This window comes from Pseudomonas sp. 2822-17 (assembly GCF_002742485.1).
Taxonomy (GTDB): domain Bacteria; phylum Pseudomonadota; class Gammaproteobacteria; order Pseudomonadales; family Pseudomonadaceae; genus Aquipseudomonas; species Aquipseudomonas cyclaminis.
In genome coordinates, this window is record NZ_LJRZ01000295.1 from 223,019 (window position 1) to 247,833 (window position 24,815).

General features: G+C 58.7%; 28 protein-coding genes. 5 read left to right on the forward strand and 23 right to left on the reverse strand.

Features of this window, described 5'->3' with window-relative positions; genetic code table 11:
• Positions 1–7: 7 nt before the first annotated feature.
• The 22 genes from recA to AOA60_RS05205 form a co-directional block, all read right to left on the reverse strand.
• On the reverse strand, positions 8–1,066 hold the full coding sequence (gene recA / locus AOA60_RS05100) for a recombinase RecA (protein WP_032891767.1): 1,059 nt from the start codon (positions 1,064–1,066) through the stop codon (positions 8–10).
• Between the two features lie 84 nt (positions 1,067–1,150).
• Positions 1,151–1,651, reverse strand: coding sequence for a CinA family protein (locus AOA60_RS05105; protein ID WP_099583461.1), 501 nt, complete (start codon positions 1,649–1,651; stop codon positions 1,151–1,153).
• An 81-nt stretch (positions 1,652–1,732) separates the two neighbouring features.
• Positions 1,733–2,227 (reverse strand): lysis system i-spanin subunit Rz, encoded by a 495-nt coding sequence (locus AOA60_RS05110; protein WP_099583462.1) that lies wholly within the window; start codon positions 2,225–2,227, stop codon positions 1,733–1,735.
• Positions 2,215–2,772, reverse strand: a complete 558-nt coding sequence (locus AOA60_RS05115; protein WP_099583463.1) for a glycoside hydrolase family 19 protein — start codon at positions 2,770–2,772, stop codon at positions 2,215–2,217. The genes AOA60_RS05110 and AOA60_RS05115 overlap by 13 nt, the downstream gene beginning before the upstream one ends.
• A gap of 22 nt (positions 2,773–2,794) precedes the next feature.
• Positions 2,795–3,796, reverse strand: coding sequence for a contractile injection system protein, VgrG/Pvc8 family (locus AOA60_RS05120; RefSeq protein WP_099583464.1), 1,002 nt, complete (start codon positions 3,794–3,796; stop codon positions 2,795–2,797).
• 9 nt (positions 3,797–3,805) lie between these two features.
• Positions 3,806–4,018: a tail protein X gene (locus tag AOA60_RS05125; protein WP_044272200.1), complete on the reverse strand. Its 213-nt coding sequence runs from the start codon at positions 4,016–4,018 to the stop codon at positions 3,806–3,808.
• Positions 4,011–4,394, reverse strand: a complete 384-nt coding sequence (locus tag AOA60_RS05130) for a phage tail protein (protein ID WP_099583465.1) — start codon at positions 4,392–4,394, stop codon at positions 4,011–4,013. Before AOA60_RS05130 ends, AOA60_RS05125 begins: the two co-directional genes overlap by 8 nt.
• The gene (locus AOA60_RS05135; protein WP_178075322.1) at positions 4,394–6,613 is read right to left on the reverse strand and encodes a phage tail tape measure protein; all 2,220 of its coding nucleotides are present in this window, start codon (positions 6,611–6,613) and stop codon (positions 4,394–4,396) included. Before AOA60_RS05135 ends, AOA60_RS05130 begins: the two co-directional genes overlap by 1 nt.
• A 128-nt stretch (positions 6,614–6,741) precedes the next feature.
• Complete coding sequence (locus AOA60_RS05140) at positions 6,742–7,323, reverse strand: phage tail assembly protein (protein WP_099583544.1); 582 nt, start codon at positions 7,321–7,323, stop codon at positions 6,742–6,744.
• Between the two features lie 180 nt (positions 7,324–7,503).
• Positions 7,504–8,010, reverse strand: a complete 507-nt coding sequence (locus AOA60_RS05150) for a phage major tail tube protein (protein WP_044272192.1) — start codon at positions 8,008–8,010, stop codon at positions 7,504–7,506.
• Complete coding sequence (locus AOA60_RS05155; RefSeq protein WP_099583467.1) at positions 8,010–9,176, reverse strand: phage tail protein; 1,167 nt, start codon at positions 9,174–9,176, stop codon at positions 8,010–8,012. The genes AOA60_RS05150 and AOA60_RS05155 overlap by 1 nt, the downstream gene beginning before the upstream one ends.
• Before the next feature lie 2 nt (positions 9,177–9,178).
• Positions 9,179–9,352, reverse strand: coding sequence for a hypothetical protein (locus tag AOA60_RS33010; RefSeq protein ID WP_178075323.1), 174 nt, complete (start codon positions 9,350–9,352; stop codon positions 9,179–9,181).
• 89 nt (positions 9,353–9,441) lie between these two features.
• The gene (locus AOA60_RS05160) at positions 9,442–9,699 is read right to left on the reverse strand and encodes a tail fiber assembly protein (RefSeq protein WP_244643647.1); all 258 of its coding nucleotides are present in this window, start codon (positions 9,697–9,699) and stop codon (positions 9,442–9,444) included.
• A gap of 10 nt (positions 9,700–9,709) precedes the next feature.
• Positions 9,710–10,348 (reverse strand): hypothetical protein, encoded by a 639-nt coding sequence (locus AOA60_RS05165; protein ID WP_099583469.1) that lies wholly within the window; start codon positions 10,346–10,348, stop codon positions 9,710–9,712.
• A 27-nt stretch (positions 10,349–10,375) separates the two neighbouring features.
• Positions 10,376–10,909: a hypothetical protein gene (locus tag AOA60_RS05170; RefSeq protein ID WP_099583470.1), complete on the reverse strand. Its 534-nt coding sequence runs from the start codon at positions 10,907–10,909 to the stop codon at positions 10,376–10,378.
• A complete protein-coding gene (locus AOA60_RS05175) occupies positions 10,906–11,634 on the reverse strand; it encodes a phage tail protein I (RefSeq protein WP_099583471.1) in 729 nt (242 codons plus the stop codon). Before AOA60_RS05175 ends, AOA60_RS05170 begins: the two co-directional genes overlap by 4 nt.
• Positions 11,631–12,626, reverse strand: a complete 996-nt coding sequence (locus AOA60_RS05180; protein ID WP_099583472.1) for a baseplate J/gp47 family protein — start codon at positions 12,624–12,626, stop codon at positions 11,631–11,633. Before AOA60_RS05180 ends, AOA60_RS05175 begins: the two co-directional genes overlap by 4 nt.
• Positions 12,623–12,955: a phage baseplate protein gene (locus tag AOA60_RS05185; RefSeq protein WP_099583473.1), complete on the reverse strand. Its 333-nt coding sequence runs from the start codon at positions 12,953–12,955 to the stop codon at positions 12,623–12,625. The genes AOA60_RS05180 and AOA60_RS05185 overlap by 4 nt, the downstream gene beginning before the upstream one ends.
• A gap of 12 nt (positions 12,956–12,967) precedes the next feature.
• Entirely contained in the window at positions 12,968–13,576 is a 609-nt protein-coding gene (locus AOA60_RS05190) for a phage baseplate assembly protein V (RefSeq protein ID WP_099583474.1), read from the reverse strand.
• A 3-nt stretch (positions 13,577–13,579) separates the two neighbouring features.
• Positions 13,580–14,095, reverse strand: coding sequence for a hypothetical protein (locus AOA60_RS05195; protein ID WP_099583475.1), 516 nt, complete (start codon positions 14,093–14,095; stop codon positions 13,580–13,582).
• 19 nt (positions 14,096–14,114) lie between these two features.
• Positions 14,115–14,453 carry a phage holin family protein gene (locus AOA60_RS05200; RefSeq protein ID WP_099583476.1) on the reverse strand — a complete coding sequence of 113 codons (339 nt, stop codon included), beginning with the start codon at positions 14,451–14,453 and terminating at the stop codon, positions 14,115–14,117.
• Between the two features lie 591 nt (positions 14,454–15,044).
• Positions 15,045–15,779 (reverse strand): XRE family transcriptional regulator, encoded by a 735-nt coding sequence (locus AOA60_RS05205; RefSeq protein ID WP_099583545.1) that lies wholly within the window; start codon positions 15,777–15,779, stop codon positions 15,045–15,047.
• A gap of 290 nt (positions 15,780–16,069) precedes the next feature.
• Here AOA60_RS05205 and AOA60_RS05210 point away from each other — a divergent pair, with 290 nt between their 5' ends.
• The 4 genes from AOA60_RS05210 (at position 16,070) to fdxA (ending at position 20,968) form a co-directional block, all read left to right on the forward strand.
• Entirely contained in the window at positions 16,070–16,984 is a 915-nt protein-coding gene (locus AOA60_RS05210; RefSeq protein ID WP_099583477.1) for an FkbM family methyltransferase, read from the forward strand.
• A 552-nt stretch (positions 16,985–17,536) separates the two neighbouring features.
• Positions 17,537–17,830, forward strand: coding sequence for a DUF2388 domain-containing protein (locus AOA60_RS32180; protein ID WP_143522388.1), 294 nt, complete (start codon positions 17,537–17,539; stop codon positions 17,828–17,830).
• A gap of 80 nt (positions 17,831–17,910) precedes the next feature.
• Complete coding sequence (gene mutS, locus AOA60_RS05220) at positions 17,911–20,502, forward strand: DNA mismatch repair protein MutS (protein WP_099583479.1); 2,592 nt, start codon at positions 17,911–17,913, stop codon at positions 20,500–20,502.
• A gap of 142 nt (positions 20,503–20,644) precedes the next feature.
• Positions 20,645–20,968, forward strand: a complete 324-nt coding sequence (fdxA, locus tag AOA60_RS05225) for a ferredoxin FdxA (protein ID WP_034111970.1) — start codon at positions 20,645–20,647, stop codon at positions 20,966–20,968.
• A 497-nt stretch (positions 20,969–21,465) separates the two neighbouring features.
• Here the strand turns inward: fdxA and apbC are convergent, their stop codons facing one another.
• A complete protein-coding gene (apbC, locus tag AOA60_RS05230) occupies positions 21,466–22,560 on the reverse strand; it encodes an iron-sulfur cluster carrier protein ApbC (RefSeq protein ID WP_099583480.1) in 1,095 nt (364 codons plus the stop codon).
• A 171-nt stretch (positions 22,561–22,731) separates the two neighbouring features.
• Between apbC and metG the strand changes: the two genes are divergently transcribed.
• Positions 22,732–24,783, forward strand: coding sequence for a methionine--tRNA ligase (gene metG / locus AOA60_RS05235; protein ID WP_099583481.1), 2,052 nt, complete (start codon positions 22,732–22,734; stop codon positions 24,781–24,783).
• The last annotated feature ends 32 nt before the right edge of the window (positions 24,784–24,815 follow it).

Sequence of the window (24,815 nt, forward strand, 5' to 3'; positions counted from 1 at the left end):
TTTTGCTTCAGACGTCAGTATCGGCTTCTTCCACTTCTGCAACCGGCTCGCGGTTGGCAGCAGCTTTCACGTCAGGGGCGGCAGTCAGCAGCTTGTCACGGATCTGCTTCTCAAGCGTGGCAGCGATATCCGGGTTATCCGCCAGGAACTTGGCCGAGTTGGCCTTACCCTGACCGATCTTGCTGCCGTTGTAGGCATACCAGGCACCGGACTTCTCGACGAACCCGTGCAGCACGCCCAGGTCGATCATCTCGCCGTTCAGGTAAATACCTTTACCGTAGAGAATCTGGAACTCAGCCTGACGGAATGGCGGCGCCACTTTGTTCTTCACAACCTTGACGCGGGTTTCGCTACCAACAACCTCGTCACCTTCCTTCACCGCGCCAGTACGGCGGATATCCAGACGGACCGAAGCGTAGAACTTCAGCGCGTTACCACCGGTGGTGGTTTCCGGGCTACCGAACATCACGCCGATCTTCATACGGATCTGGTTGATGAAGATCACCAGGCAGTTGGCGTTCTTGATGTTACCGGTGATTTTACGCAGTGCCTGAGACATCAGACGGGCTTGCAGACCCACGTGCATGTCACCCATTTCGCCTTCGATTTCAGCCTTGGGTACCAGGGCTGCCACGGAGTCGACCACGATCACGTCGATGGCGTTGGAGCGCACCAGCATGTCGGTGATTTCCAGGGCTTGCTCACCGGTGTCCGGCTGGGAAACCAGCAGGTCGTCAACGTTGACGCCCAGCTTGCCGGCGTATTCAGGGTCCAGGGCGTGCTCGGCATCGACGAACGCGCAGGTGGCGCCCATTTTTTGCGCCTGGGCAATCACCGACAGCGTCAGAGTGGTTTTACCGGAAGATTCAGGACCATAGATTTCAACGATACGGCCTTTTGGCAGGCCGCCAATGCCGAGTGCGATGTCCAGACCCAGAGAGCCAGTGGAAATAGCCGGGATCGCCTGACGGTCGTGATCGCCCATACGCATTACGGCACCCTTGCCGAATTGACGTTCGATCTGACCCAGGGCCGCAGCCAAGGCTTTCTTCTTGTTGTCGTCCATTAAAGTCCTCACGTAATCAATAAGGCCGGGGCGGCCAACACCTGTATAAGTAGACAGTATTGTTCCACAAAGATCGTAGATCGCCTACCCCTGATTTTCTATTTCTGCTGCAGCTCGTCGCAACAAGCCCTCTAGCGCAGCCTTTACCGTTTGTCGGCGGACCTCATCGCGGTTGCCGGGGAAGTGCTCAAGCTCGGCCGTGACCTCGTCGCCCACGCCGAAGGCCAACCACACTGTACCCACCGGTTTATCTGGCGAACCGCCGTCGGGCCCGGCCACGCCGCTGACTGCCACGGCGAATCGGGCCAGGCTTTTTTCCTGGGCGCCGCGGGCCATCGCTTCCACCACTTCCTGGCTGACGGCCCCGACTTTGGCGAACAGTTTTTCCGGCACATTCAACTGTCGGGTCTTCTGCCGGTTGGAATAGGTGACATAACCCGCCTCGAACCAGGCCGAACTGCCCGGAATCCTCGTGATGGCTTCGGCAATACCGCCGCCGGTACAGGACTCGGCAGTGGTGACGTGGGCACTGAGCACCTGCAAGCGGCGCCCCAGTTCGGCAGCCAGTTGAGTGATTTCCTTCACGGTCGTCTCCAGGAATGGGCGGGGGTTTGCCTACCCTACAGGAGCCCATCGACCATGCAAGACACAGAGTGCATCAAGAGACTAATGCGCGACGGCCTGCACGTAGGCCTGGCAAGCACGCAAGGCGATCAGGGCGTTATCGCCGTCGTCGGTGATGCGGATAATTCGCTGAGCATGCGCCGGGTCAAGTCGGGCTCGCGAGGTTGCATGAACCACGCCGCTGGCGGTGGGGGCGGCAGGCACTGTGCAGCCACTGGCGACGGTGTCGAGAAGGACTGACAGCCGCACATCAGCAGTGGCCAGGCGGTCGCGCAGAGCAGCTTGGTTGCGTTGGGCATCGTTCAATTCCTGGGTGTGGTGCTGGTCGCCGGTGTTGAGCTGTTGTTCAAGAGCCAGGCGTTTGGCCTGTTCGGCCTGTTGTTGCTGAAGAATTGCCTGGCTTTGCTGGCTGAGCGCCTGTGCATGGACCACCGATTGCAGCTCCAACTGCGCCCCGTATCGCCACGCTTGCACCTGCCACACAAGCGCCATGAGCAGGCACACACCGACCAAGCGAAACACACCTAGGAAACGCATAGCACCGCCTTCGCCCGCGCCCACAACTGCAAACGGTCGTCCAGGCCGTTGAGGCCGCCGTTGATGCGCCGGGTGATGGTGGTGAACTGGCCTTTGTCGGCGAGCTCGTTGAGGCCGCTGCTTTGCCAGAACCAGGCGGCGGATTCGCAGGCCCATTGAGGCTGCTCCAGCAATTTCGGTTGTCGCAGCAGACGATCGTCACCAAACAGAGCTTGGCTGCACGCCAGGTAATTACGGCGCCCGGTGATCTGGATCAGCCCCCTGCCCCGATACATTTGCCCATCACCGTCCGCCTCAGGGGTGTTGCCCAGCCGCGCGGCCAAGCTGCCGGTGTCGTACTTGCTCAGGTATTGATCGCTGCCCAATTCGCGCACGTACTGTAACTGGGCAGACTCGTGACCGATTTGGGCGAGGAAAGCGGCGACGCGACGGGCAGTATTGATCTGGTACCCCGCAAAGGCAGCATTTAGAAAGGTTAAAAAAATGCCCGCGCGAAGGCAGGCTCCAGGCATTACACCCAGAAGCTGAGCATGTGTGATTACCATGGGTTTTACTCTAAGAAAGGATCTACACCGACAAACCGCTGGCCTGGACCGTACTCCGATAGCCACCTTTTCGCTCGCCCCTGGATTTCACCGTTTTAATCGACCAGCGCCCTTGCATGAACCCCGGCCACGACTCATCCAACAGCAACAGGCCTTCAGCAGCCAACGAAGGATTACCAGGGCAGACCACATCGATCTGCAACCCTTCGCGCCCCACCCGCCGCATCTCTCCCTGCGCCGCCGAGCGTGCTTCGTCCTCGCTCTGGTATCGCTGTGTCACCACTTTGAAGGGTGCGATGCCCACCTTGACGACACGCTGTTTTCCGGCTGCCGCGTCCCACCATGACGTTTGCGCGCCGTTGTATTTGGCACGGCTGGTGTCGGTGAAACTGGCGCTGATGAACGCGCGCTCGCCTGGACGATTGTCATGGGTAATCGACAACCGTACATCCGGCAATGCCTTGCCCGACAGCGTCTTGATCTGGCCTTTACGCCCCAGTACATACAGCTCATCGACAGGTTTGGCCACCGCATCGAAGCGCTTTGCCAGGCGCGTCAGAAAAGCCATGTCGCTTTCATTGGTCTGATCGATGTGCGCGATCGGCTCACCGTCGAGTTCAGGCGCCACACGCGGTGAAAAACCGTATGGGGTGGTCAGTTGGCGAAACAGCGCACCCAGGGTTATCGGCCCATGGCTGGCGGTGCGGCGCTGTTTGAATTCGTGCTCGTCGAACGGTGCCGCCGTGGCCACCAGCACCAGTCGCAATGGGAACATCGAGGGCGTGCGCTGGGTAATCTTGAACACCCCCTTATCCACCAGGCCCGATTCCAGGTAGCCGATACGCAGGCCAATTTTGCCGCCCAGATCGGGCAGCCCTTCAAGACCCTCGATATCAAGGGTCAGCTTCAGTTGATCAGACACAAACCCCGCTGCGTCGGTGTGTTCCCACTCCAATAGCCGCTCGTTAAATAGCGCGGCATTAGTTCCGTAAAGCTCCACTACAGGTGTAAATCCGAGTGCCATAATGGCTCCTTAATCCCAGGCGGAAACCGGTCGACTTGCGACCGGTTGCGCATCCAATTCGGGCACCAGCACACTGACGCCCGCAGGCAGTACTGCGCCCTGTTCGGCCAACTCCGGATTCAAGCGCCACAACGCCTCTTCTGCGGCATCATCACTGCGCCCCAGTTGGCGGTAGAGCAACAGGTTCACCGAGTCGCCGGCAATACTTCGAACCCTACGCATTGACGAACTCCTCCAGTACCAACGACCAATTGATCACCATGGCCGTACCGTCGTCGATCACGCTGGCTTGTTTTTCACTGATCGACTTGATGGTCCATAACCCCCAGTTACGCCCTAATCCGTCCACCAACGGCAACGGCGTCCGCAGGGCCTGCAGGGCGCGCAACTCATCCAGGCGCGCCATGCCCTTGGCGCGCGCAGCCTTGCCGCCGAATGCCAGCGTTTCGAGCCCCTGGCCGACCTGGCTGGATTTAGGTTTGCCGGCAATGATGTCGAGACTGACCCAGCCCCCGCTGCTCCCACGATCAAGCGTGTCGTAGGCGAACCCACGGGACAGCCCGAAAATAAAAGTACCCAAGACCATCTGTTGTCGCATCACACAGCTCCATCGGTGAGTGCTGCGCCGCGTCGGGTCGCCAGCAGGTTGTCCATCGACAGCGGGGTAAATTGCGCTTCGATCTGTTGCACCACGAGCGCCGCCAGTTGTTGATGGCTGGCTTGCTCAGGCGCGGTGATGGTGATTTGCGGGGCGAAGTTGATTTGGCGGTTGTCGGCTTGAGGGGCGTTGAGGTTTTTGCTGACCTCCGTGGGGGATGGCAGGCGATCACCCGTCCCCATCACTTTTTCAGCCAGCCACGCACCGACGTCACTGCCCACGAAAGTGCCCACGGCACCACCGACTACCTTACCGATTGCGCCCCCGGCGACGCCGCCCATCACCCCGCCCAACACTGTGCCGGCACCCGGAACGACCGAACCGATAACAGCTCCCGCCAGCGTGCCGACCGCTCGGCCAATCGCCATCCCGGCCACATCACCAACGACACCGCCGGCAACACCGCCGCCGATAGAGCCCACGCTAGTGCCAACCGCTTGACCCAGGTTTCCGGTCATCGCGCCTTGCGTCATTTCTACACCGGCCTGGGCCACCACCAAACCCAGGGGCACCCCTTTGGCCAGCTTGCTCACCTTCGCCGCTTTGCCAGAGATGCCAAGGCCGGAAGCAGACGGGCGATTACCGTTGTGCTCGTCATTGCTCGGGGCTTTGCGCTGGCTGTCCGGCGGTGTGGTTTTATTCCCTGCTGCCGGCCCCTCTCCGAGCACTTTCCCTGCGACCTTTTCGAAAATCTTGTCCTTCACGGCACCGAAAACACCGGAAACCACCGGGATCAGCACCGCCCCCGCCAGGGTGACGGCAGCGGCAGCCTTGGGCAGGCCTTCCGCGAGCCAAGCCACGCCACTGACCAGGCCATTCATTGCGGTCAGCGAGGCATCCACAACGGGGGCCAACGCTGTATCAGAGGCGGTGCTCAAGCGTGTGGTACTGGCCTCGTAGGCTTGCCGACGTGCGTAAGTAGAGTCCGCACGAACCGTGGCCGAGCGCAGGACCGAACCCTGATCGCCCAACGTGGAAGTAGCGTAGGTGGATTTCTCGGCCACCAGCGAAAAGGCCTGTTTCACGCTGTCGATCACCGGTACCAGGCTCAGAATCGTCTGGTTGCCGTCGAACAACTGCGTCGCCAGCACCGCTTGCCTTTCAGCGGGTTGCGACTTGAGCGCCTCCAGCACCGTAAGCACGGCTTGTGGGGCGTCCTGTTTCATGCCCGCCGCGAGTACTTTTGGATCAAGCTTGAGCTCTGCCCAGGCACTGCGTTGCCCTGCAGAGGCGTTGTCGCCTTTAGCCAGGACGGCGCTGATTTTTTCCAGCCCGGCACCAGCAACAGCCTTGCTGTTACCTGCGCTCAACAATGCCGCCGAAAGCGCTGCAGCCTGTTCGGGGCTCATGCCCGCAGCCTTCGCGGCAGCGCCCTGGATTTGCACAATAGCGCCGATATCCGCCGATTCGGCCTTGAGCGATACCTGGGTGCCCAGCACGTTTGTTGCGTCGGCAAGGTCCAAGGCTTGTGCGCGATCAAGGTGCATTGACTCGCGCCAGCCGCCCATGAGTTCGCCGGCATTTTTGACGTCGATCTTGAACGCCGTCGCCATGATCGCAGCGTCGCGAGCGAACTGCTGCAGGTCTGCCCGGCGCCCAACGGGGTCGATATTGCCCGAAGCGTCCTTACGATCACTGCCGATACCGGAACGGGCGGCGGCATACTCGACCTTCGCGAGGTCGACGGCACTGGCACCACTGGCAGCCACCACCGGCTCGGACGCCATGGCAAGGTTAGCTTCACGCAATGCCTTGCGCTCATGCCGGGCAAACATCAACAGTTGATCAATATCGGTCATCGCGGCGTCCAGCGCCTGCGAGGGTGTGCGCTTGTCTGTAGCCGCGACGGTCTTCGTACCCTCTGCGTTCACGGCAGTTTGAGCTTGCCGGACGTCCATCACCTTGAGCAACGAGACGTTGAACAGCTCCAACGTATCGACCAACCGTACCTGCCCGTCCGCCAGATGCTTGATCTGCAAGCTGGCATCGGCCAATGCCAGTGCCAAATTCGCCGTACTCCCCGGTGCCTCCAGCGGGCTCGCCAGAGTTTGCGCCATAGGCTTGAGGCTGGCTTGTGCCCCTGCCATTGCAAGTGAGCCCTGAGTCATCACGCCTTCCTTGGCAATGGCTGACCCCGCTCCATGATTACCGTCTGCCATTGCGCTCTACTCCTGTTTAACACCAAGACGACTGATTGCGATGTCGTAGCGGCGCATTGCTTTTCCGGCTTCCCAGTCGAGGATTTCCGCTTCGCTTACCGAGTAAACCAGCGGCACTACATCGAGGATCACTTCGATGTCGCGTTCCGAAAGAAGTCCGCCGGTTTGTTTAAAAAATCGTCAATGCGCTCCTGCAGCTCGGTCCAGTCGGGGACGGTCAGGCCGGCAAGATCGGGAATCATCAGGCCGGTGCAGTGAGCGGTGATGAACTCGGCCCGGTCTTTGTTAGTGGCCAGTTTTTTCATCACCTTGGTAGCGCGCAAGGCGGGCATTTCCAGGGTGACGCTGGTGAGAGTGCGACCGCTCGCGTCCAGCGGCAGCAGCAGGGCAACCTGTTCGCACGTCAACGACTCGCGCGGGCTATCGGTTTGCGCGAGAAAAAACGATGCAGGCCGGGTCGACATTTCGTGTACGTACTGCGCAATGCTCACGTAGTCCGGGCGCTTGAGTTGGTCGAGCTCTTTTTCCGACAGGCCGGTGGCGAGTTTCGCCAGTTCGAAGAACTGGTCGTCCTCGTCATCACCGGCCCGGGCCAGCGCGTCTTTCTGCGCGGCGTAGAACAACGGCTTGAGTTGAACTTGCTCGATCATTGCACCGGTGTCGGCGGTGATCGGGGACAGCAGGATGTGCAACGGTGGCATCCAGGCCATGGGGAATTCCTTGTTGAGCGGTGTTGAAAAGTGTGAAAAATCTAAACCTGAGTACGACCCCTGTGGGAGCTGGCTTGCCTGCGATGGCATCCACTCGATGCTCCAGGGATACCGAGTCGCCTGCATCGCAGGCAAGCCAGCTCCCACCTTGCCCGTGCTCGCTTCAGATTGCGCCGGCCCTTAAGGCATCAGCACCGCGCGGCGGGCATCGCCAAGAATGTCGACGCCGTTGAGCACGAACTTCTGGGTGCGCACGTCGATGTCGATCACTGGAATGCCATTTTCCAGACGGTTGTAGGTCCGGCAGGACAATTCCAGAGTGGTGACCGGCTTGGCGTTCATGGTCAGCGCCGTCTCGGCCAGGGACTTCAGCTTGCCGCCCACGGTGTGGTAGGTGAAATAGGTCTTGCCGTCCTGATCCTGACCGGCTTCACGCACGTTCAACAGGATGTCGTCACCCTGGGTGACGCCAAGCGCCAGCAGGACTTGGGCGCCAACACCTTGCAGTACCAAGGTTGCATTCAGCACTTTGGCGCTTTTGGCGACCTCCTCGGCGATGAAGCGCCCACCGGTCATCGGGTCCATCTCGAACTCGATCTTCGGCGGCGTAAAGGAATCAACGGTTGCCGACAACGGCAGGCCTTGAAGGGTGGCCGCAATGGCCTGTCTGACTCGGTTGGTAAACATTAGAGAACGTCCTCCAGGAACTGCTCGATGATTTCATCGCGGGCGTTGAGTTGATAAACCATGTGTTCGTTCGGCGCGTAGCGGCCGTAGTCGATGACGATGAACCAGGTGCCGTTCTTGTACTTCTCGACGCTGTTCAGTTCCGGGTGCAGGTACACGCTGCCGCCGGGAATGGTTTCGTCGGCCACAAGGGTTTGCAGCCAGTCGTTGATGCGCTTGACCTCCTGGTCCATGAAGGACTTGGTGAGGTTCTTGGACATGGCTTTCTGGCCGGCCTTGACCAGCTTGCGGCTGATGGCATCTTCCAGGCCGACGTAGCTGATGAACTTGCCGGTGATGGAGCGGTTACCCAGCAGCGAGAAACCGCCGAGGATGGTGCGCGCGTAGTAGCTGACGCCGTAGCGGTTAAGCAGGTCGCCTTCGGTAGAGGTGTCGAGGATGTTGTACTCAACGACGCGGGAAACGTCCTCGGCGAACGTCACCTGGTTGCCTGGGCTTTCCCACTGTTTGACCTTGGCCAACGCGGCGATGGCCAGGGACGACGGCGACAGGAACACGTTTTTCTTGGCCGCCTTGGAGTACACCGACGGCATGTTGTGCACCAGCAGGCATCGGTCGAAACCGAGGTCGGCACCGCCCAGCTCGCCGCTGTAGGTCACTTGGTCAGCGACGGACGCGTCCTTGCCATCCAGCACCACACGCGCCTTGATGCGCTTGCCGAAGGAGGCGAACTCCCCCGCCACAGCCTTGGTGGCGGTAAAGCCCGGTGCGCCAATGATGGTCAAGTCTTCAGGGACACTGCTCAAGGCCGCCAGGCCCAGCTTGCGGCCGGTGACGGGGTCGTTGCCGCCGATCACGTTATTGATGGTGTCGGCCGGGGTCGCGCCTTCTTCGACGATCACCACGTAGACCGGCACCTTCACCACTTTGAGGATCTGGTACACCGCCTGAAACAAGGTGCCCGACTCGGTGCCGGTAGGGTCCAGCAGCGCCTGAGTGGTGAAGCTGTTGATGCGGAACGGTGCGTTTTTCGGGATCGACGCATGGGCCTTCGGCGCGGTGCCGACCAGGCCGATCACGTTATCGCCCAGGCCACCCATGGCCTCGGGGGATTCGGTGGCATTGACGGTGATTCCGTTGTGCTCGAAGTTCAAAACCTCAGCCATGATTAGTCAGCCTTCTTGGGGGTGGAGTTAAGGACGCTGGTCAGTTCCAGGCGGCCAGCGGTGCGCAGGGCGGATGCTTCGACGTCCAGCAGGTCGAGCTCCTCGCCGGCGGTGGACCAATGGCCTTTGCCGATGGGGAATGGGATGAGGACGGTGTAGGTTTGGCGGTTGGCCATGGGTGGAATTCTCCGAGTGGAAAATGCCAAAGCCCCTGCGGGGAGGGGCTTTGGGGAGGCGAAAAAAAACCGCTTTCGCGGTGGGGGGGTTACTTCAGGAAGGTTGGCAGCTCGGGCCACACCAGCTTCGAAGGTTCGCTTGCCTGCTCAGGGATATCGCGCAATGCCTTGCGATACGCAGCTACCTCAGCACGTTGTGCGTCGGTGGCTGGGTGGTCCGGCAACTGGGTGAAATCAGTAGCACGTAGAAATTGATCACGACGGGCGCGAATAGCTGCCCACTCCACTTCCGGCATTGGATACGCAAGCGGCGAAGTTTGAAGCGTTTCAACAGATGTATCAGACATATCAATCACCTCAGTTAAATACCACGTTCTCAGCGCGCGACAACCTCGATTTCAGTTCACCCACATTGAAGAGGCGACCATTACCCACTCGCATCGTGTCGATACGCACAGTTGTATAGTAGATATTTGGCACCAGAATACGCATCACGACGTTTCCGTTGGTATCTGCATAAACGGCAGGCGTCATATTACCAAACGTCGAAATATTCATAAGAGCCCTGTTAGGCTTATAGCAATAACCCACCACCGTCTCATCAATAATCTTGGCGGTTCCGTAGCTATAACCCTGAATATTGAACCAGAACATTTCCGCGCTGACGTTAATATTCAATGGCAACTTGAAATGTATGTATACCTTTTCAAGGCCTCCCAGATCGGTTGAATCGAAATCGCCTACAGACAAGACACTGATAGGAGTCCCCTGCCCGTCGATACCTCCGGTAGTGTAAACATGACCTTGGAAAATATTCCGTCGAACGGAGCCAATTGCGTTGGCACTCCCCTCGACATCCTTGAGATTTCGCCACTCATTGAACTGCGCCAACGCCCCGGCCATGGTCGTATTGATACTGCCAATCTTTCCATTGACCGCAGTGGTCAAGTTATTTGCCGCTGTCACCAGCGACGTAATAGTCGTTTCTAGACTCACGTTTAAAACTCCTTAAGTGTTAATGCCTTAACGGCTCGCTTCCAGCGACATCAAACGAAACAACAATTCGGTGTGACGAGCCATATTGTCGATATTCGCTGTTGCGAGTACCGCAACATCCTCCCCCAACAATATATTGAGGTTGTCACTCCCCACCACAATCGTCACGCTATCCGCCGGCAACGGCGAAATATCCAGCGTGAACTTTTGCAGCACTCGCGCCGCCGCCGCTTTATACGTCAGCAACTTCCCCGCCACGGAATACACCGCCAGCAAGGTCCCGCTGGCGAGGTAAAAGCCGAACTCGCCAATTTCATATTCACCGTCGCCATCAAACAGCGCGGCCATCCTGAGTTGGCGCTCGCCCAGGTCTTCGTAATCCACAATGGCGACGCGCTGGCGCTCATCGCGCAGGGCCAGTTCAGTGCCGTCGGGGTTGTAGCGGCCGGTGCCGGCGCCGATGTGGGTGATTTCGCCTTTCAGGCCCTGGTTCTTTGCCTGCAGCACTTCATCCAAACCCTTGGAAGTGAAGCGCACCAGCCGCGTAATGTCATCTGTCATGGCTGCGCCCTGAGGTCGTAGTCGTTAATGGTGTAGTGCCGGGCCACCCCGGCACTGTTAAGCCGGGCGGCAAGCCCGAACTGCGGAAACGCCCCTTCAAGCAGCAACTCGCCATCGCTCAGCGGGGTGTGGGCTGCGCTGTTGACGGAGAACGCACCGTGTAGCTTCACGTCGGGCAAGGCGCCGGGCTGGCTGTCGTCGCCGATGCTCAGTCCAGGATCAGCCGCGGCAGCCACGCGCAAGCCTTGGGAGGTTTCATGCACGAGGGTGATCGTGGCTAGGTCCCGCTCGCTTTGCGCCGCGTTGATGCGTCGGATCAGGCGGTTGTGATCGCCACTGGACCAGTTGCGGCCGATGATCGCCTGCACATCGAAGGTGTAAGGCGTACCCTGCGGCCGCTGTTGGTACCAGGCGCTGATATTGGGCGTGAACCCCAATGATTCCACGGCATGACTCAAGGCCTTCGGTGTGCCGGCCTGGCGCTGGATCTGCCAGGACAACGCCACGGTCAGGCGCTTTTCCGTTTCACTGGAGTCGGCGTTCCATTCGCTGACACCTCGGTCTGCGGCCAGGTAGGGAAGAAACTCGGTAGGCGTTTGCAATGGATTCATCAACGCCGGAAACGGCGGTTCAACCCGATCCAGCAACTGGCCAAACCCCAGGTCCAACGCCTTTTCCAGCGGTGAACTGTTAGCCGGCAACAAACTCGCTTTGAGCTCACTCATAGCGTGCGCACCTCCACCTCGACACCCGTGCAATACGGGGCCTGGAACGCGTTGCCAACAATCGGCTCCAAGGGCTCAAGGACTTGCAGTTGCGCCGCACCGGCACTGTGGATGGCGTAGTCGATCCAGCTCGGATCCACCCGCCCTTCCAGGCGATGACAGGATTCTGCGTAGTCTTGCAGCAGCTTCTGCGCCGCGACCTGGGTCAAACCCGAATCCGGGCCAGCATTGATCTTCGCGACCACGCGGATTTTGTAGCGCAGGATCTGCGCGGCTTGCACGCTGACCAGATCGGTCTCCGGCCTTACATCCGGCCGTGCGAAATGTCGGCGAACACCGTCAAGCAAATCGGCGGACGGTGCGCCATCCCCTTTCCTCGCCAGTACGGTCACCATGACTTCACCGGGCGCCGTTCGGCGACCATTGCCGTCCTTGACCTGGGCCGCATAGCCGTCCGGGTCGAAGGTGTAGGTGACGGTCACCACACCTGGCGTCGCGCTTTGCACCTTCACCACAGGACGTTCGCCGAGGGTGAAGACTTCGCGGCGATACTGCATCCGCGAGCCCGCTGCCGGAGCGTGGGGCGCCAGGTAATAGCGCAGGCGAGCGTCGTCATCAGTTTCCAAGGTGGGCGGCACCGGCGGGAAAGCCGCCGGGTCGCCGGGGTCAAGTACCTGGCGTTCCAGGCCCATGTCGGCCAGGCGTGCATCCAGATTGCTGCCGGTGGCCCACCACGCGAGCATCTGCTTGATCCGGGCGTTGTATTTGCGTTCGTGGGTTTGCAGCCGCACGCAAAAGGCTTCCAGGGCCAGGGTCAACAGTTCGCTTTCGTTGTCGAGGCTGACCTTGAGTTTGGCCGCGCTTTGCGGCGCTCGGGCGGCGACGTAATCGACGACAAACGCCTTGAATTCGGCCAGCAGGGGTTCGAACTCATCGACGGCGATGATGGCCGGTTCCGCCAGTTGGTTCTGGCCAGGGATCAACATACTCATGTCACGACCTCGAAGGATTGTTGGCGGTTTTTCCAGGTGCCGGCGAAGCGCAGCAGCAAGCCGGCACCCTGGCGGGTCGCGACGATGATCTGGGGTTGAAAGTCGGTGATGCCGTTGTGCGTGTTGTAAAAGGCCTGCGCGGCGTGGCTCTGGGCGAGGATCAGCAGGTCGTCGCCGAGGTTCTGGCCGAGCAGGTGCGGGATCAGCGAGCCGTATAGAGGACGCTTCTGGCGAGTGCCAATAGGAGTGGTCAGCGCTCGGGTGGCGCGCTGCACGAATTGCAGCCAGTCATCGACGGCTGCCCCGGTGTTTCGATCGATGCCGATCATGGGATGTCCTTATCACGGGCTGATGACTCGACCTTGGTGGTCCACCACCGGGCCGCTGAAGTGGGCGCCGCCGGCATCCAGCAACAAGGCGGTGCCGCCGATTTGCAGGGTGATGCCCTGGCTGGTGATCGTAAGACTGGCAGCGCCGACCTTGGCCACCACCTGTTCGCGGGAGCCGGTGAACGTGGTCGGCCCGTTGATCCAGTTAAAGGTGTGGTTGGCGTCGTCATAATCGCTTTGAGTGCCGTCTTGATGGCGTCGACGGGTCAGTGATGCAACGCCGGACACCGGCGGAAACAGACTACTGTTGAGGCCGAACAAGGCTACGGACTGCGCGCCGCCGTCCCCACCGCCATAGTTGAGCAACAAGCATTGCTCACCCACGGATGGAATGCGGGTTTCGGTTTGCGCCCCCGCACTGGGATTGAAGAAACGAATGGCCGGAGTGAGCAACTCACCGTGGCTGACCTTGCAGGTATTGCTTGCGGCGTCGACCTGCTGGCAAACGCCAATCCGACAGAAACTTTCGGCACGTCGATACAGGTCTTCGAGCTGGGCTTCCATCTCCGCCAGGCGCTCGACAATCGGCCCCAGTTGCATGCGTAACAGCGCGTCGAACATGAGCTACTCCGCGAATGGCTTGTACTGATCGGGGTCGTTGATGTCGGAGACTTCCCAAGTGCAGGCAAAAAGGGGTTGGCCTGTAGGGTCGTTGAGCAACACCGGTCCGATATAGAGGGTTTGGGTGAAGGAAACAGCCCAGGTGTCGTAGTCCGTTTCCGCGGTGGTCCGTGAAGTGGGCGCAGCGACGATATTGGTCGGCAGGTCGCACTGTGTCTGGGGCAGGTTCCAACGGTTATCCAGCACCAAGTCCATGAGCTGGCTGGCGAGGTCGCAGGCATCAAACGGCAAAGCCCCCGGAGCAACGATTGCCTTGAGCGAAATCGCCAGGGCATGGGCCTTGCGCCCCTCGCGGGAGCGAATGCCCGGACCATTGCCCTCGACGGTGACCAGCACGCCGGTTTTTACGCCGTCGCCCTGGAAGTCCTGGTGGCTGCCGACCTTCAGGTCCGGAAAGGCGACATGCAGCGCCTGACCGATGGCTTGCGGCAGTTGTGATGGTTTTTCGATAAGCGTCATTTGAGTAGCGTCCTTGCAGTTACTGCGGGTCTTGGCCGGAGCCTGGGTTGACGCCGATGCGCTTGGCCGCCCACCGCTCGTATAGCCCAATGGCCACATCCGCACCCGCCATGGCGGTCAAGCAGCCAATAGCCCCGGCGGTCCAGATCGACATGCCGGCGGCGTAACACAGCATCAAGGCCGAAACGCCGCAGACCATGCAGGCCCCGGAGCGCAGAGCCAGGCGGCGGATCAGCGACCAACCGCGGGCGCCCTCCTTGTCGGCACGCCACATTTCTCCCGATACCCCGCCGATCACTGCCAATACGATCACTAGCCAGATAGGCATTTCCGCTAACGCTTGTTGTTCAGTTGTCATGTCACGCCTCCTGGCTGAGCACTCGATAGTCCGTTGTTCATTCACACATGCTTGGATAGGTAGGCATTCCAAAAAGCCCGGTCGCCCGGGCTTTTCAGTAATGATGTCCTCAGGCTTTCGGCGCTACTGGCGCGGTACGGTCCTTTCCTCAATGTTTTTCCGACCACGATCCCTGTCTGCCGGATAACTGCTTCTGGTGCTTTACGCTGCACACCCGGGTCAGTTGCCAACCCTCTGAACCGTTGAGGCCGGTTCATCGCTGCCTGTTTTTGTAATGCCGTGTAACTAAAGAGCGCCGGCATCCTTGCCGGTGTTTCCTGGCGTCCTTGCCATCGCTGTGATGGCGTCCTTGCCAATACTGCGTGCCTTCCTTGTCTTCCTTGGCAGCATCCTCGCCGCCTCCACCAGGCCTTCTTGGCTGGCTTGAGACAAAGAATATGCATGTATGCATATACAGTCAATGCGTAAACGCATTTATTTTCGCAAGGTAATTGCATCAGCGCATATAAAGCCTTGTAGGCATTGAGCACGCCTGCTTTTGAAAGGCAAAAAAAACCCGCACATTGGCGGGTTTTGTCTAACGTAAGGTGGTTAGCGAGCGTACATGCCCCACCAGAACACATGGCCGAGAATGCTGATCTGCTCATCCTGGATGTCCTGGAAACTGTAGTCCTCGTCCGGGTGCTCATCACGATTGAAACTGCGCAGACGGATCCCGGAGGGCAGGCGATAGAGCTGTTTGACCCGCAGTTGGCCATTGTGATTGATGGCGTACAAGTCGCCATCAACGATATCGCCAATCCCGCTCTTGCCCGCGTTCACCCCAACCGTCGCCCCATCACGCAGCACTGGCAACATACTGTTGCCGCGCACTGTCACGCACTTGGCCTGGTCGAACTGCACACCGTTATGCCGCAGGCTGCGTTTTCCAAAACGCAAGCTGGCCTTCTCGCTTTCCTCGATGACGAATCTTCCTGATCCAGCAGCCAATTCAACCTCGCGCAGAAAGGGGATCGACACCTCGTCATCATTAACGGGCGTGTCGTCGTCCCACAGGCTTATGTCCTTGAGTTCAGAATGCATAGGGTCGCGCTCGTCGTCCCGCGAAACGCCCACCGCTACGCGCCCGCGCAGCTGGTCGGTGCTGACGCGGAAGTACTCGGCGATACGTGAGATGTGCTTGTCCGACGGGTCGGCGATCTTGCCGCTGAGAATCCGGGACAATGTGGATTGAGGCACGCCGGTACGCCGGTGAAGCTCCGTCGGGGAGATCCGGTCGCGGTCCAGCAGTTCTCTTAAGACGATAGAAACGTTGCGTTTTTGCATGATGCGGATAGTGACGGGAGATTGGGGGGTTGGCAAATGCCATTTTGCATAAATCATGTATTTTTATGCATTTGGCACGCCTATTGGCGGGTCTGCGAAGTGCACAACTGCCATTGCCAATCGCCCGGAGGGGATGCTTTGACGGATAGGTCAGTAGGACCCATCCCGGGTAATGCCTTCTCGTAGCTACCGTCCCGATCGAGAAAGAGCATTCCCTTGGCCTATTTCTAGACGTAAGCTCCTTGATACCGATACGTACAAAATCGATAAAAATTGGAGGCGAACTGTCAATGGATAACGACATGCACACAAGAGAAGCAACACATACCTGTGGCAAACCAAGTCTAATATCAAGACTCTCCTCCAAAATCTTTCGACGACTTCGGAAATATTCAAAGTTACCTATAAACTATAAATACAAAAGCTTTTCAATAAACCTGCCAGCGCATCACCTTTTACCTGAATATCAAAAAACAAACCCAAAATATGATAGGTTCCTGCCACACCTGACGCGCTACATCAACCCTTCAGAAACCATCATAGATATAGGTGCGAACATAGGAGACTCTCTAGCAGGCATGGCAGAGCAGAACACCACTGCACACTATATCTGTATTGAAGCCGATGATTCCTTTTATCGCCACTTGGAAGAAAACGTCAAAAAAATAAAGACATCAATCAACCATCTCAAAGTGACAACTATAAAAGCACTGGTCGGAAAAAATATCTCCAACGTTTCGCTCGATGGCCAATACGGAACAAAGCATGCCGTCATACTAAATGAAGGCGGCCTGACATCATCACCGCTGGATGAACTGATTCCCAATGAGTCCAGCGTACGCATCTTGAAAAGCGACGTTGACGGGTTTGATTACGATGTACTGGACTCATCCATGGCCGTAATAAACAAACACAAGCCCATTCTTTTTTTCGAATGCCAGTTCGACCACGAATACCAAAAAACGGGCTACCTACACACGCTTCGCACACTTGAGCAAGCAGGCTATTGCGACTGGATAATTTTTGACAACTTCGGCGAAGTCCTCATACGCACCGGTGACATGAGCATCATCCGCCAACTTATAAGTTACATCTGGCAGCAAAATACTGGGCGCTCTACACGAACAATTTACTACTACGACATTCTGGCAATCCAAAAAGAAGACACTCTATTAATAAATAGAGTTCTTGAAGAGTACAAATAGCGTTTACTTATAAAATTAGAGCGCCTCCCCCTGCGATCAGTGATCGAGGGGCGGTGCGGCCAGAACGTGAAGATAGGCCAATAAAACGATGTGCACAGCGGAAGAACACGGATGACTTCATGGCGAGATCAGAGTTTCTGGAGCAAGGTGCGGACGTGCACCCTGCTGGCGCTCATGGCGGTGTTCACGAGCTATACCGACTCGACCTGGGTAGACGACACGTCCTCCAATCGCAATAGAGTTTTCAGCCGAGGCTTCGTCGTGCTCTGCGCGTTAGTAGCTGTTGTTGAGTTGATAGTACTCAACCACTTCTTCGGTTCACGCGGATGAGGTGAGATGGGGAAACGGCCCGTTCTGCTATTGTGCCGCTCTCAGATCGCAATGGAAGAATCGACGAAAGGACTCAAGGAAAACGCTGGCCATCGCCGTCATGGTATTGATCGGCAGTCAGGTATCAGCGGCTGAAAACGCCACCCCTCTCGATAAAGCGTTGATATACACAACCTTTCGTGCCGACCATCCTGGTTGCACTCACAATTTCTTCCCCGACCGATGCGCCAGAGCTTCCACCTAATCCAAAACCGATGCTCTTGCGTTATCCGTTTGGACGGCGAGGTTCACGGCGCCGCGTTTGAGCAGGCATCTCGCTACTATCGTTCGACCTACGCTTCGCCGTATATGTCAGACATGCAACTGGCCAAGGCAATCGACTCATCGTACCGAGAAAGGCTTTCCGATTCAGTAACGGCCGATCGAAAGAACGGGGCGGTTCTTACGTCAACGCGCACCACTTTTGCATTTTACCTATCCGCTTGCGACCTGCGAAGCCCCGACCTCGCGTGTTAACCTTGCCGCCATCGCAAAATCAGCAGGGCCAGGTGCCCCATCTTTGCCCCACTCCTTTTAACGAATTTGCTAACTATCTGATGAGTAAGAACACTTCCGATCTGTCCTCCCATACCCCAATGATGCAGCAGTACTGGCGCCTGAAAAACCAGCACCCTGATCAGTTGATGTTCTATCGCATGGGCGACTTCTACGAGATCTTCTACGAGGACGCGAAGAAGGCCGCCAAGCTGCTGGACATTACCCTGACCGCGCGTGGGCAATCGGCAGGGCAGTCGATTCCGATGTGTGGGATTCCCTACCATTCGTTGGAAGGTTACCTGGTCAAGCTGGTGAAACTGGGTGAGTCGGTGGTGATCTGTGAACAGATCGGCGACCCGGCCACGAGTAAAGGACCGGTGGAACGTCAGGTGGTGCGCATTATCACGCCGGGGACGGTGAGTGATGAAGCCTTGCTGGATGAGCGTCGCGATAACCTGATCGCCGCGGTGCTGGGCGATGAGCGTTTGTTCGGCCTTTCGGTGCTGGACATCACCAGCGGCAATTTCAGCGTGCTGGAGATCAAGGGCTGGGAGAACTTGCTGGCGGAGTTGGAGCGCATCAATCCGGTGGAGTTGCTGATCCCGGATGATTGGCCCAAGGACTTGCCGGCGGAGAAGCGTCGTGGGACCAAGCGTCGTGCGCCGTGGGATTTTGAGCGTGATTCGGCGCTGAAAAGTCTTTGCCAGCAGTTCTCGGTGCAGGACCTTAAGGGCTTCGGTTGCGAAACCCTGACCCTGGCCATCGGCGCCGCCGGTTGCCTGCTCAGCTACGCCAAGGAAACCCAGCGCACTGCCCTGCCGCATTTGCGCAGCCTGCGCCATGAGCGCCTGGACGACACGGTGGTGCTCGATGGCGCCAGCCGTCGCAACCTGGAGCTGGATACCAACCTGGCCGGTGGGCGTGATAACACTCTGCAATCGGTGGTGGACCGTTGCCAGACCGCCATGGGCAGCCGCCTGCTGACGCGCTGGTTGAACCGTCCGTTGCGGGATCTGGCGGTGCTGCAAGCGCGTCAGACCTCTATTACCTGCCTGCTGGATGGCTACCGCTTCGAAAAGCTGCAACCGCAGCTCAAGGAAATCGGCGATATCGAGCGGATTCTGGCGCGGATCGGCCTGCGCAATGCGCGCCCTCGTGACCTTGCACGCCTGCGTGATGCCCTCAGCGCCCTGCCGCAGTTGCAAGTGGCAATGACCGAACTGGACACGCCGCACCTGCAGCAGTTGGCCAAAACCGCAGGCACCTACCCGGAACTGGCAGCCCTGCTGGAAAAGGCCATCATCGACAACCCGCCGGCGATTATTCGTGACGGTGGTGTATTGAAGACGGGTTACGACAGTGAGCTGGATGAACTGCAAGCCCTGAGCGAAAACGCCGGGCAGTTCCTGATCGACCTGGAAGCCCGCGAAAAAGCCCGTACCGGCCTGGCTAACCTGAAGGTCGGCTACAACCGCGTGCACGGCTACTTTATTGAGCTGCCAAGCAAGCAGGCCGAGTCGGCACCTATCGACTATCAACGCCGCCAGACCCTCAAAGGCGCCGAGCGTTTTATCACGCCGGAGCTCAAAGAGTTCGAAGACAAGGCGCTGTCGGCCAAGAGCCGCGCCCTGGCTCGGGAAAAGATGCTCTATGAAGCCTTGCTCGAAGACCTGATCAGCCAACTGGCGCCGCTGCAAGACACTGCCGCCGCCCTGGCGGAACTGGATGTATTGAGCAACCTTGCCGAACGTGCGCTGAACCTTGACCTGAACTGCCCGCGTTTTGTCAGCGAGCCGTGCATGCGCATCGTGCAGGGGCGCCACCCGGTGGTCGAACAGGTGTTGACCACGCCGTTTGTCGCCAACGACCTGTCGCTCGACGACGATACCCGCATGTTGGTCATCACCGGTCCGAACATGGGCGGTAAATCCACCTACATGCGCCAGACCGCGTTAATCGTATTGTTGGCGCATATCGGCAGCTTTGTACCCGCGGCCAGTTGCGAGCTGTCCCTGGTGGACCGCATTTTCACCCGAATCGGCTCCAGCGACGACTTGGCCGGTGGCCGTTCCACCTTTATGGTGGAAATGAGCGAAACCGCCAATATTCTGCACAATGCCACCGAACGCAGCCTGGTGTTGATGGACGAAGTGGGGCGTGGCACCAGCACCTTCGATGGTCTGTCCCTGGCCTGGGCGGCAGCCGAGCGGTTGGCGCATCTGCGGGCTTACACGCTGTTTGCCACCCACTACTTCGAACTGACGGTACTGCCGGAAAGCGAGCCGCTGGTGGCCAACGTGCATCTCAATGCCACCGAGCACAATGAGCGCATTGTGTTCCTGCACCATGTGCTGCCAGGGCCGGCGAGCCAAAGCTACGGCTTGGCGGTGGCGCAGTTGGCCGGTGTGCCGAACGACGTGATCCTGCGTGCCCGCGAGCACCTCAGCCGGCTGGAGACCACGGCCTTGCCCCACGAAACGGTGGTCGCCAGCCCGGTCAAAGCCAACAGCAAACCCGCCGCGCCGCACCAGAGCGATATGTTCGCCAGCCTGCCCCACCCAGTGCTGGATGAGCTCGCAAAGCTCGACCTGGACGGTTTGACGCCACGTAAAGCGCTCGAAATGTTATATGCACTGCAGGTTCGGATATAACGCAGACGCTTGCAAGCTGGTAGACTCTCGCGCGGTTTGGGATGCTGCAGGCTTTTAGCCTGGCCTGCAGACTATCGCTCCCGAACCTCGCGAGCCCTGCCGTAAAGGGTTTCGCCGCCGCCGCCTGAGGAGAAAATTAGAAATGACCTTCGTCGTTACCGACAACTGCATCAAGTGCAAGTACACCGACTGCGTCGAAGTGTGTCCGGTGGACTGCTTCTACGAAGGCCCGAACTTCCTGGTTATTCACCCGGATGAGTGCATTGACTGCGCCCTGTGTGAACCAGAATGCCCGGCCAACGCTATTTTCTCTGAAGATGAAGTGCCCGCAGGCATGGAAAATTTCATCGCGTTGAACGCTGAGCTGGCTGACATCTGGCCTAATATCACTGAAAAGAAAGACGCGCTGCCTGACGCTGAAGAGTGGGATGGCAAAACGGGTAAGATCGCCGACCTCGAACGCTGAAAGCTTCACTGATCGTCCAAAAGGCCCCTTGCGGGCCTTTTTGCGTTTCTGGATGAAGGGTTTCACTTTTCTACAGGCAAAAAAAAGGGGCGGTATGACCCGCCCACATTTTTCCCTAGTCCCTGTGTTCCTTTTCATCATCCTGATGAATCGCATCCTGCGACGTTCCCTGAGCCATCGTTCCTTGATGGCTGTGTCAATCCGTGGACACAGGGCTGATGTTAGAGGGTTCCCCGGGAAGTTCAACGGGGCACAACTCACCCCACCACACAGTCACACCCGCAACACGCTATAAAATACCTCTTATATATCAATAGCATAGAGATATCTTTCGATATTTAGAGCCGTAAGGATCTGATAGAAAAACCGAACACTTACGCAAAAGTAAGTTAATGCTTACACGCACGACTGAGTAAATGCGCACCCGATACCGCCTGCGCCTTGCGTAGACAAGAAAAAGCCCCGACAACGCGAGGCTCTTTTGCCCTTCAACCCTCTCAGTCGTCGGTGACGGTAATGGTCGGCATGGCCGGTGCCGCCGCCTCCTGCAATACAATCCGCGCGCCCACGTGACGGGCCAGTTCCTGATAAACCATCGCAAGCTGACCGTCCGGCTCGGCCGCTACGGTAGGTTTACCGCCGTCGGCCTGTTCTCGAATGGCCATCGACAACGGCAACGACGCCAGTAATTCAACCCCGTACTGGGTCGCCAGCTTCTCGCCGCCGCCTTCACCAAACAGGTGTTCGGCGTGACCGCAGTTGGAGCAGATGTGCACGGCCATGTTTTCCACGACGCCAAGCACCGGGATGTTGACCTTGCGAAACATCTCCACGCCTTTTTTCGCGTCGAGCAGCGCCAGATCCTGGGGTGTGGTCACGATTACCGAGCCAGCCACCGGGACTTTCTGCGCCAGGGTCAGTTGGATATCGCCAGTGCCTGGCGGCATGTCGATGACCAGATAATCCAAGTCGCCCCAAGCGGTCTGCGTAACCAATTGCAGCAAGGCGCCGGAAACCATCGGCCCACGCCACACCATCGGCGTGTTTTCATCGGTCAGGAACGCCATGGACATGACTTCCACGCCCAGGGATTCGATGGGCACGAACCACTTCTGATCCTTGACCTTCGGCCGCGTACCTTCGGCAATCCCGAACATCACGCCTTGGCTTGGGCCATAGATGTCGGCGTCAAGAATGCCGACGCGGGCGCCTTCACGGGCCAGCGCCAGCGCCAGGTTGGCCGCCGTGGTGGATTTACCCACACCACCCTTGCCGGAGGCCACGGCCACCACGTTCTTGACGTTAGCCAGGCCCGGAATCTGTGCCTGGGCCTTGTGCGGCGCGATCACGCACTGGATGTCGACCTTGGCTGAACGAACACCGTCGAGACCTTCGATAGCCATTTGCAACATCTGCGCCCAGCCACTTTTGAACAGTCCGGCGGCATAACCCAGCTCCAGCTGCACCGACACCTGATCCCCCTGGACCTCAATGGCGCGCACACAGCCGGCACTGACCGGGTCCAGATTCAAATAGGGGTCGGTGTACTGGCGAAGAACGACTTCCACCGCTGCGCGATTCACGGCGCTCATGGGCTACTCCCGAAAAAGACTGACTGAAACAGGCGGCTATCCTAACCGTTCCGGCCGCTGAACGGCACGCTTTCGAAGGGCTGGAAAATTCTGAAACAGCGTCACGGGGTGAAATAAATTTCCCGGCGCTTTATAGTGGCCGACCTCCGTTTCATCAAGTAGCCGAGCCCCATGTCCGAGCCACGCAAGATCCTCGTCACCAGCGCCCTGCCCTATGCCAATGGTTCTATCCATCTTGGCCATATGCTTGAGTACATCCAGACCGATATGTGGGTGCGCTTCCAGAAGCACCGCGGCAACCAATGCATCTATGTCTGCGCGGACGACGCCCACGGTTCGGCCATCATGCTGCGCGCCGAAAAGGAAGGCATCACCCCGGAACAACTGATCGCCAATGTGCAGGCTGAACACAGCGCCGACTTTGCCGAGTTCCTGGTGGACTTCGACAACTTCCACTCCACTCACGCCGAAGAAAACCGTGAGCTGTCGAGCCAGATCTACCTCAAGTTGCGTGATGCCGGGCACATTGCCCAGCGTTCGATCACCCAGTATTTCGACCCGGAAAAGAAAATGTTCCTGGCCGATCGCTTCATCAAGGGCACCTGCCCGAAATGCGGCACTGAAGACCAGTACGGCGACAACTGTGAAAAATGCGGTGCCACTTATGCACCGACTGACCTGAAGGATCCGAAGTCGGCAATCTCCGGCGCCACGCCGGTACTCAAGGATTCCCAGCACTTCTTCTTCAAACTCCCGGATTTCCAGCAGATGCTGCAAACCTGGACCCGCAGCGGCACCCTGCAGGATGCCGTGGCGAACAAGATCGCCGAATGGCTGGATGCCGGCCTGCAACAGTGGGATATCTCCCGCGATGCACCGTACTTCGGCTTCGAGATCCCGGATGAGCCGGGCAAGTATTTCTATGTGTGGCTGGACGCGCCGATCGGCTACATGGCCAGCTTCAAGAACCTCTGCGACCGCACGCCGGAGTTGGACTTCGACGCGTTCTGGGGCAAGGACTCCACCGCCGAGTTGTACCACTTCATCGGCAAGGACATCGTCAACTTCCACGCCCTGTTCTGGCCGGCGATGCTCGAAGGTTCGGGCTACCGCAAGCCGACCGGTATCAACGTGCACGGCTACCTGACGGTCAACGGCCAGAAGATGTCCAAGTCCCGTGGCACCTTTATCAAGGCGCGCACCTACCTGGACCACCTGTCGCCGGAATACCTGCGCTACTACTACGCGTCCAAGCTGGGCCGTGGCGTCGACGACCTGGACCTGAACCTGGAAGACTTCGTACAGAAGGTCAACTCGGACCTTGTCGGCAAAGTCGTCAACATCGCCAGCCGTTGCGCCGGTTTCATCCACAAGGGTAATGCCGGGTTACTGGTTGCAGAAAATGCCGCACCGGAACTGACCGACGCGTTCCTGGCCGCCGCGCCAAGCATCGCCGACGCCTATGAAGCCCGCGACTTTGCCCGCGCCATGCGCGAGATCATGGGCCTGGCCGACCGCGCCAACGCCTGGATCGCCGACAAGGCCCCGTGGTCGCTGAACAAGCAGGAAGGCAAGCAGGCAGAAGTCCAGGCGATCTGCGCCACCGGCGTCAACCTGTTCCGCCAGTTGGTGATCTTCCTCAAACCGGTGCTGCCATTGCTGGCGGCCGACGCCGAGGCATTCCTCAACGTCGCCCCGTTGACCTGGAACGACCACACCACCTTGCTCAGCAACCACCAGTTGAACGAGTTCAAGCCGCTGATGACCCGTATCGACCCAGTAAAAGTCCAGGCCATGACCGACGCTTCGAAAGAAGACCTGGCCGCCAGCCAGACCGACACCGGCTCGGCTGCACCAGCGGGCAACGGTGAGTTGGCCAAGGACCCGCTTTCTCCGGAAATCGAGTTTGACGCCTTTGCCGCCGTTGACCTGCGTGTTGCGCTGATCATCAAGGCCGAAGCCGTGGAAGGCGCCGACAAACTGCTGCGCCTGACCCTGGACATCGGTGACGAGCAGCGCAATGTGTTCTCCGGGATCAAGAGCGCGTATCCGGACCCCTCCAAGCTCGATGGTCGCCTGACCATGATGATCGCCAACCTCAAGCCACGCAAAATGAAGTTCGGTATCTCCGAAGGCATGGTGATGGCGGCTGGCCCTGGTGGTGAAGAGATCTACCTGCTCAGCCCCGATAGCGGCGCCAAGCCGGGTCAGCGCATCAAGTAACCCTGCAAATCAGCCCTGCCGTCTCGGCGACA

Excerpts from the sequence above, each read along its gene's own strand:
- AOA60_RS05150 (WP_044272192.1), bottom strand. The coding sequence starts at position 8,010 with ATGTTTACCAACCGAGTCAGACAGGCCATTGCGGCCACCCTTCAAGGC.
- apbC (WP_099583480.1), bottom strand. The coding sequence starts at position 22,560 with ATGAGCGCCGTGAATCGCGCAGCGGTGGAAGTCGTTCTTCGCCAGTAC.
- AOA60_RS33010 (WP_178075323.1), bottom strand. The coding sequence starts at position 9,352 with ATGGCCAACCGCCAAACCTACACCGTCCTCATCCCATTCCCCATCGGC.
- AOA60_RS05210 (WP_099583477.1), top strand. The coding sequence starts at position 16,070 with ATGGATAACGACATGCACACAAGAGAAGCAACACATACCTGTGGCAAA.
- AOA60_RS05120 (WP_099583464.1), bottom strand. The coding sequence starts at position 3,796 with ATGGCACTCGGATTTACACCTGTAGTGGAGCTTTACGGAACTAATGCC.
- AOA60_RS32180 (WP_143522388.1), top strand. The coding sequence starts at position 17,537 with ATGCGCCAGAGCTTCCACCTAATCCAAAACCGATGCTCTTGCGTTATC.
- AOA60_RS05170 (WP_099583470.1), bottom strand. The coding sequence starts at position 10,909 with ATGACAGATGACATTACGCGGCTGGTGCGCTTCACTTCCAAGGGTTTG.
- AOA60_RS05200 (WP_099583476.1), bottom strand. The coding sequence starts at position 14,453 with ATGACAACTGAACAACAAGCGTTAGCGGAAATGCCTATCTGGCTAGTG.
- AOA60_RS05110 (WP_099583462.1), bottom strand. The coding sequence starts at position 2,227 with ATGCGTTTCCTAGGTGTGTTTCGCTTGGTCGGTGTGTGCCTGCTCATG.
- AOA60_RS05130 (WP_099583465.1), bottom strand. The coding sequence starts at position 4,394 with ATGCGACAACAGATGGTCTTGGGTACTTTTATTTTCGGGCTGTCCCGT.
- AOA60_RS05205 (WP_099583545.1), bottom strand. The coding sequence starts at position 15,779 with ATGCAAAAACGCAACGTTTCTATCGTCTTAAGAGAACTGCTGGACCGC.
- AOA60_RS05135 (WP_178075322.1), bottom strand. The coding sequence starts at position 6,613 with ATGGCAGACGGTAATCATGGAGCGGGGTCAGCCATTGCCAAGGAAGGC.
- AOA60_RS05175 (WP_099583471.1), bottom strand. The coding sequence starts at position 11,634 with ATGAGTGAGCTCAAAGCGAGTTTGTTGCCGGCTAACAGTTCACCGCTG.
- AOA60_RS05125 (WP_044272200.1), bottom strand. The coding sequence starts at position 4,018 with ATGCGTAGGGTTCGAAGTATTGCCGGCGACTCGGTGAACCTGTTGCTC.
- metG (WP_099583481.1), top strand. The coding sequence starts at position 22,732 with ATGTCCGAGCCACGCAAGATCCTCGTCACCAGCGCCCTGCCCTATGCC.
- AOA60_RS05190 (WP_099583474.1), bottom strand. The coding sequence starts at position 13,576 with ATGTTCGACGCGCTGTTACGCATGCAACTGGGGCCGATTGTCGAGCGC.
- mutS (WP_099583479.1), top strand. The coding sequence starts at position 17,911 with ATGAGTAAGAACACTTCCGATCTGTCCTCCCATACCCCAATGATGCAG.
- AOA60_RS05160 (WP_244643647.1), bottom strand. The coding sequence starts at position 9,699 with ATGTCTGATACATCTGTTGAAACGCTTCAAACTTCGCCGCTTGCGTAT.
- AOA60_RS05185 (WP_099583473.1), bottom strand. The coding sequence starts at position 12,955 with ATGATCGGCATCGATCGAAACACCGGGGCAGCCGTCGATGACTGGCTG.
- AOA60_RS05115 (WP_099583463.1), bottom strand. The coding sequence starts at position 2,772 with ATGGTAATCACACATGCTCAGCTTCTGGGTGTAATGCCTGGAGCCTGC.
- AOA60_RS05180 (WP_099583472.1), bottom strand. The coding sequence starts at position 12,626 with ATGAGTATGTTGATCCCTGGCCAGAACCAACTGGCGGAACCGGCCATC.
- AOA60_RS05155 (WP_099583467.1), bottom strand. The coding sequence starts at position 9,176 with ATGGCTGAGGTTTTGAACTTCGAGCACAACGGAATCACCGTCAATGCC.
- fdxA (WP_034111970.1), top strand. The coding sequence starts at position 20,645 with ATGACCTTCGTCGTTACCGACAACTGCATCAAGTGCAAGTACACCGAC.
- recA (WP_032891767.1), bottom strand. The coding sequence starts at position 1,066 with ATGGACGACAACAAGAAGAAAGCCTTGGCTGCGGCCCTGGGTCAGATC.
- AOA60_RS05195 (WP_099583475.1), bottom strand. The coding sequence starts at position 14,095 with ATGACGCTTATCGAAAAACCATCACAACTGCCGCAAGCCATCGGTCAG.
- AOA60_RS05140 (WP_099583544.1), bottom strand. The coding sequence starts at position 7,323 with ATGGCCTGGATGCCACCGTTGCACATCCTGCTGTCCCCGATCACCGCC.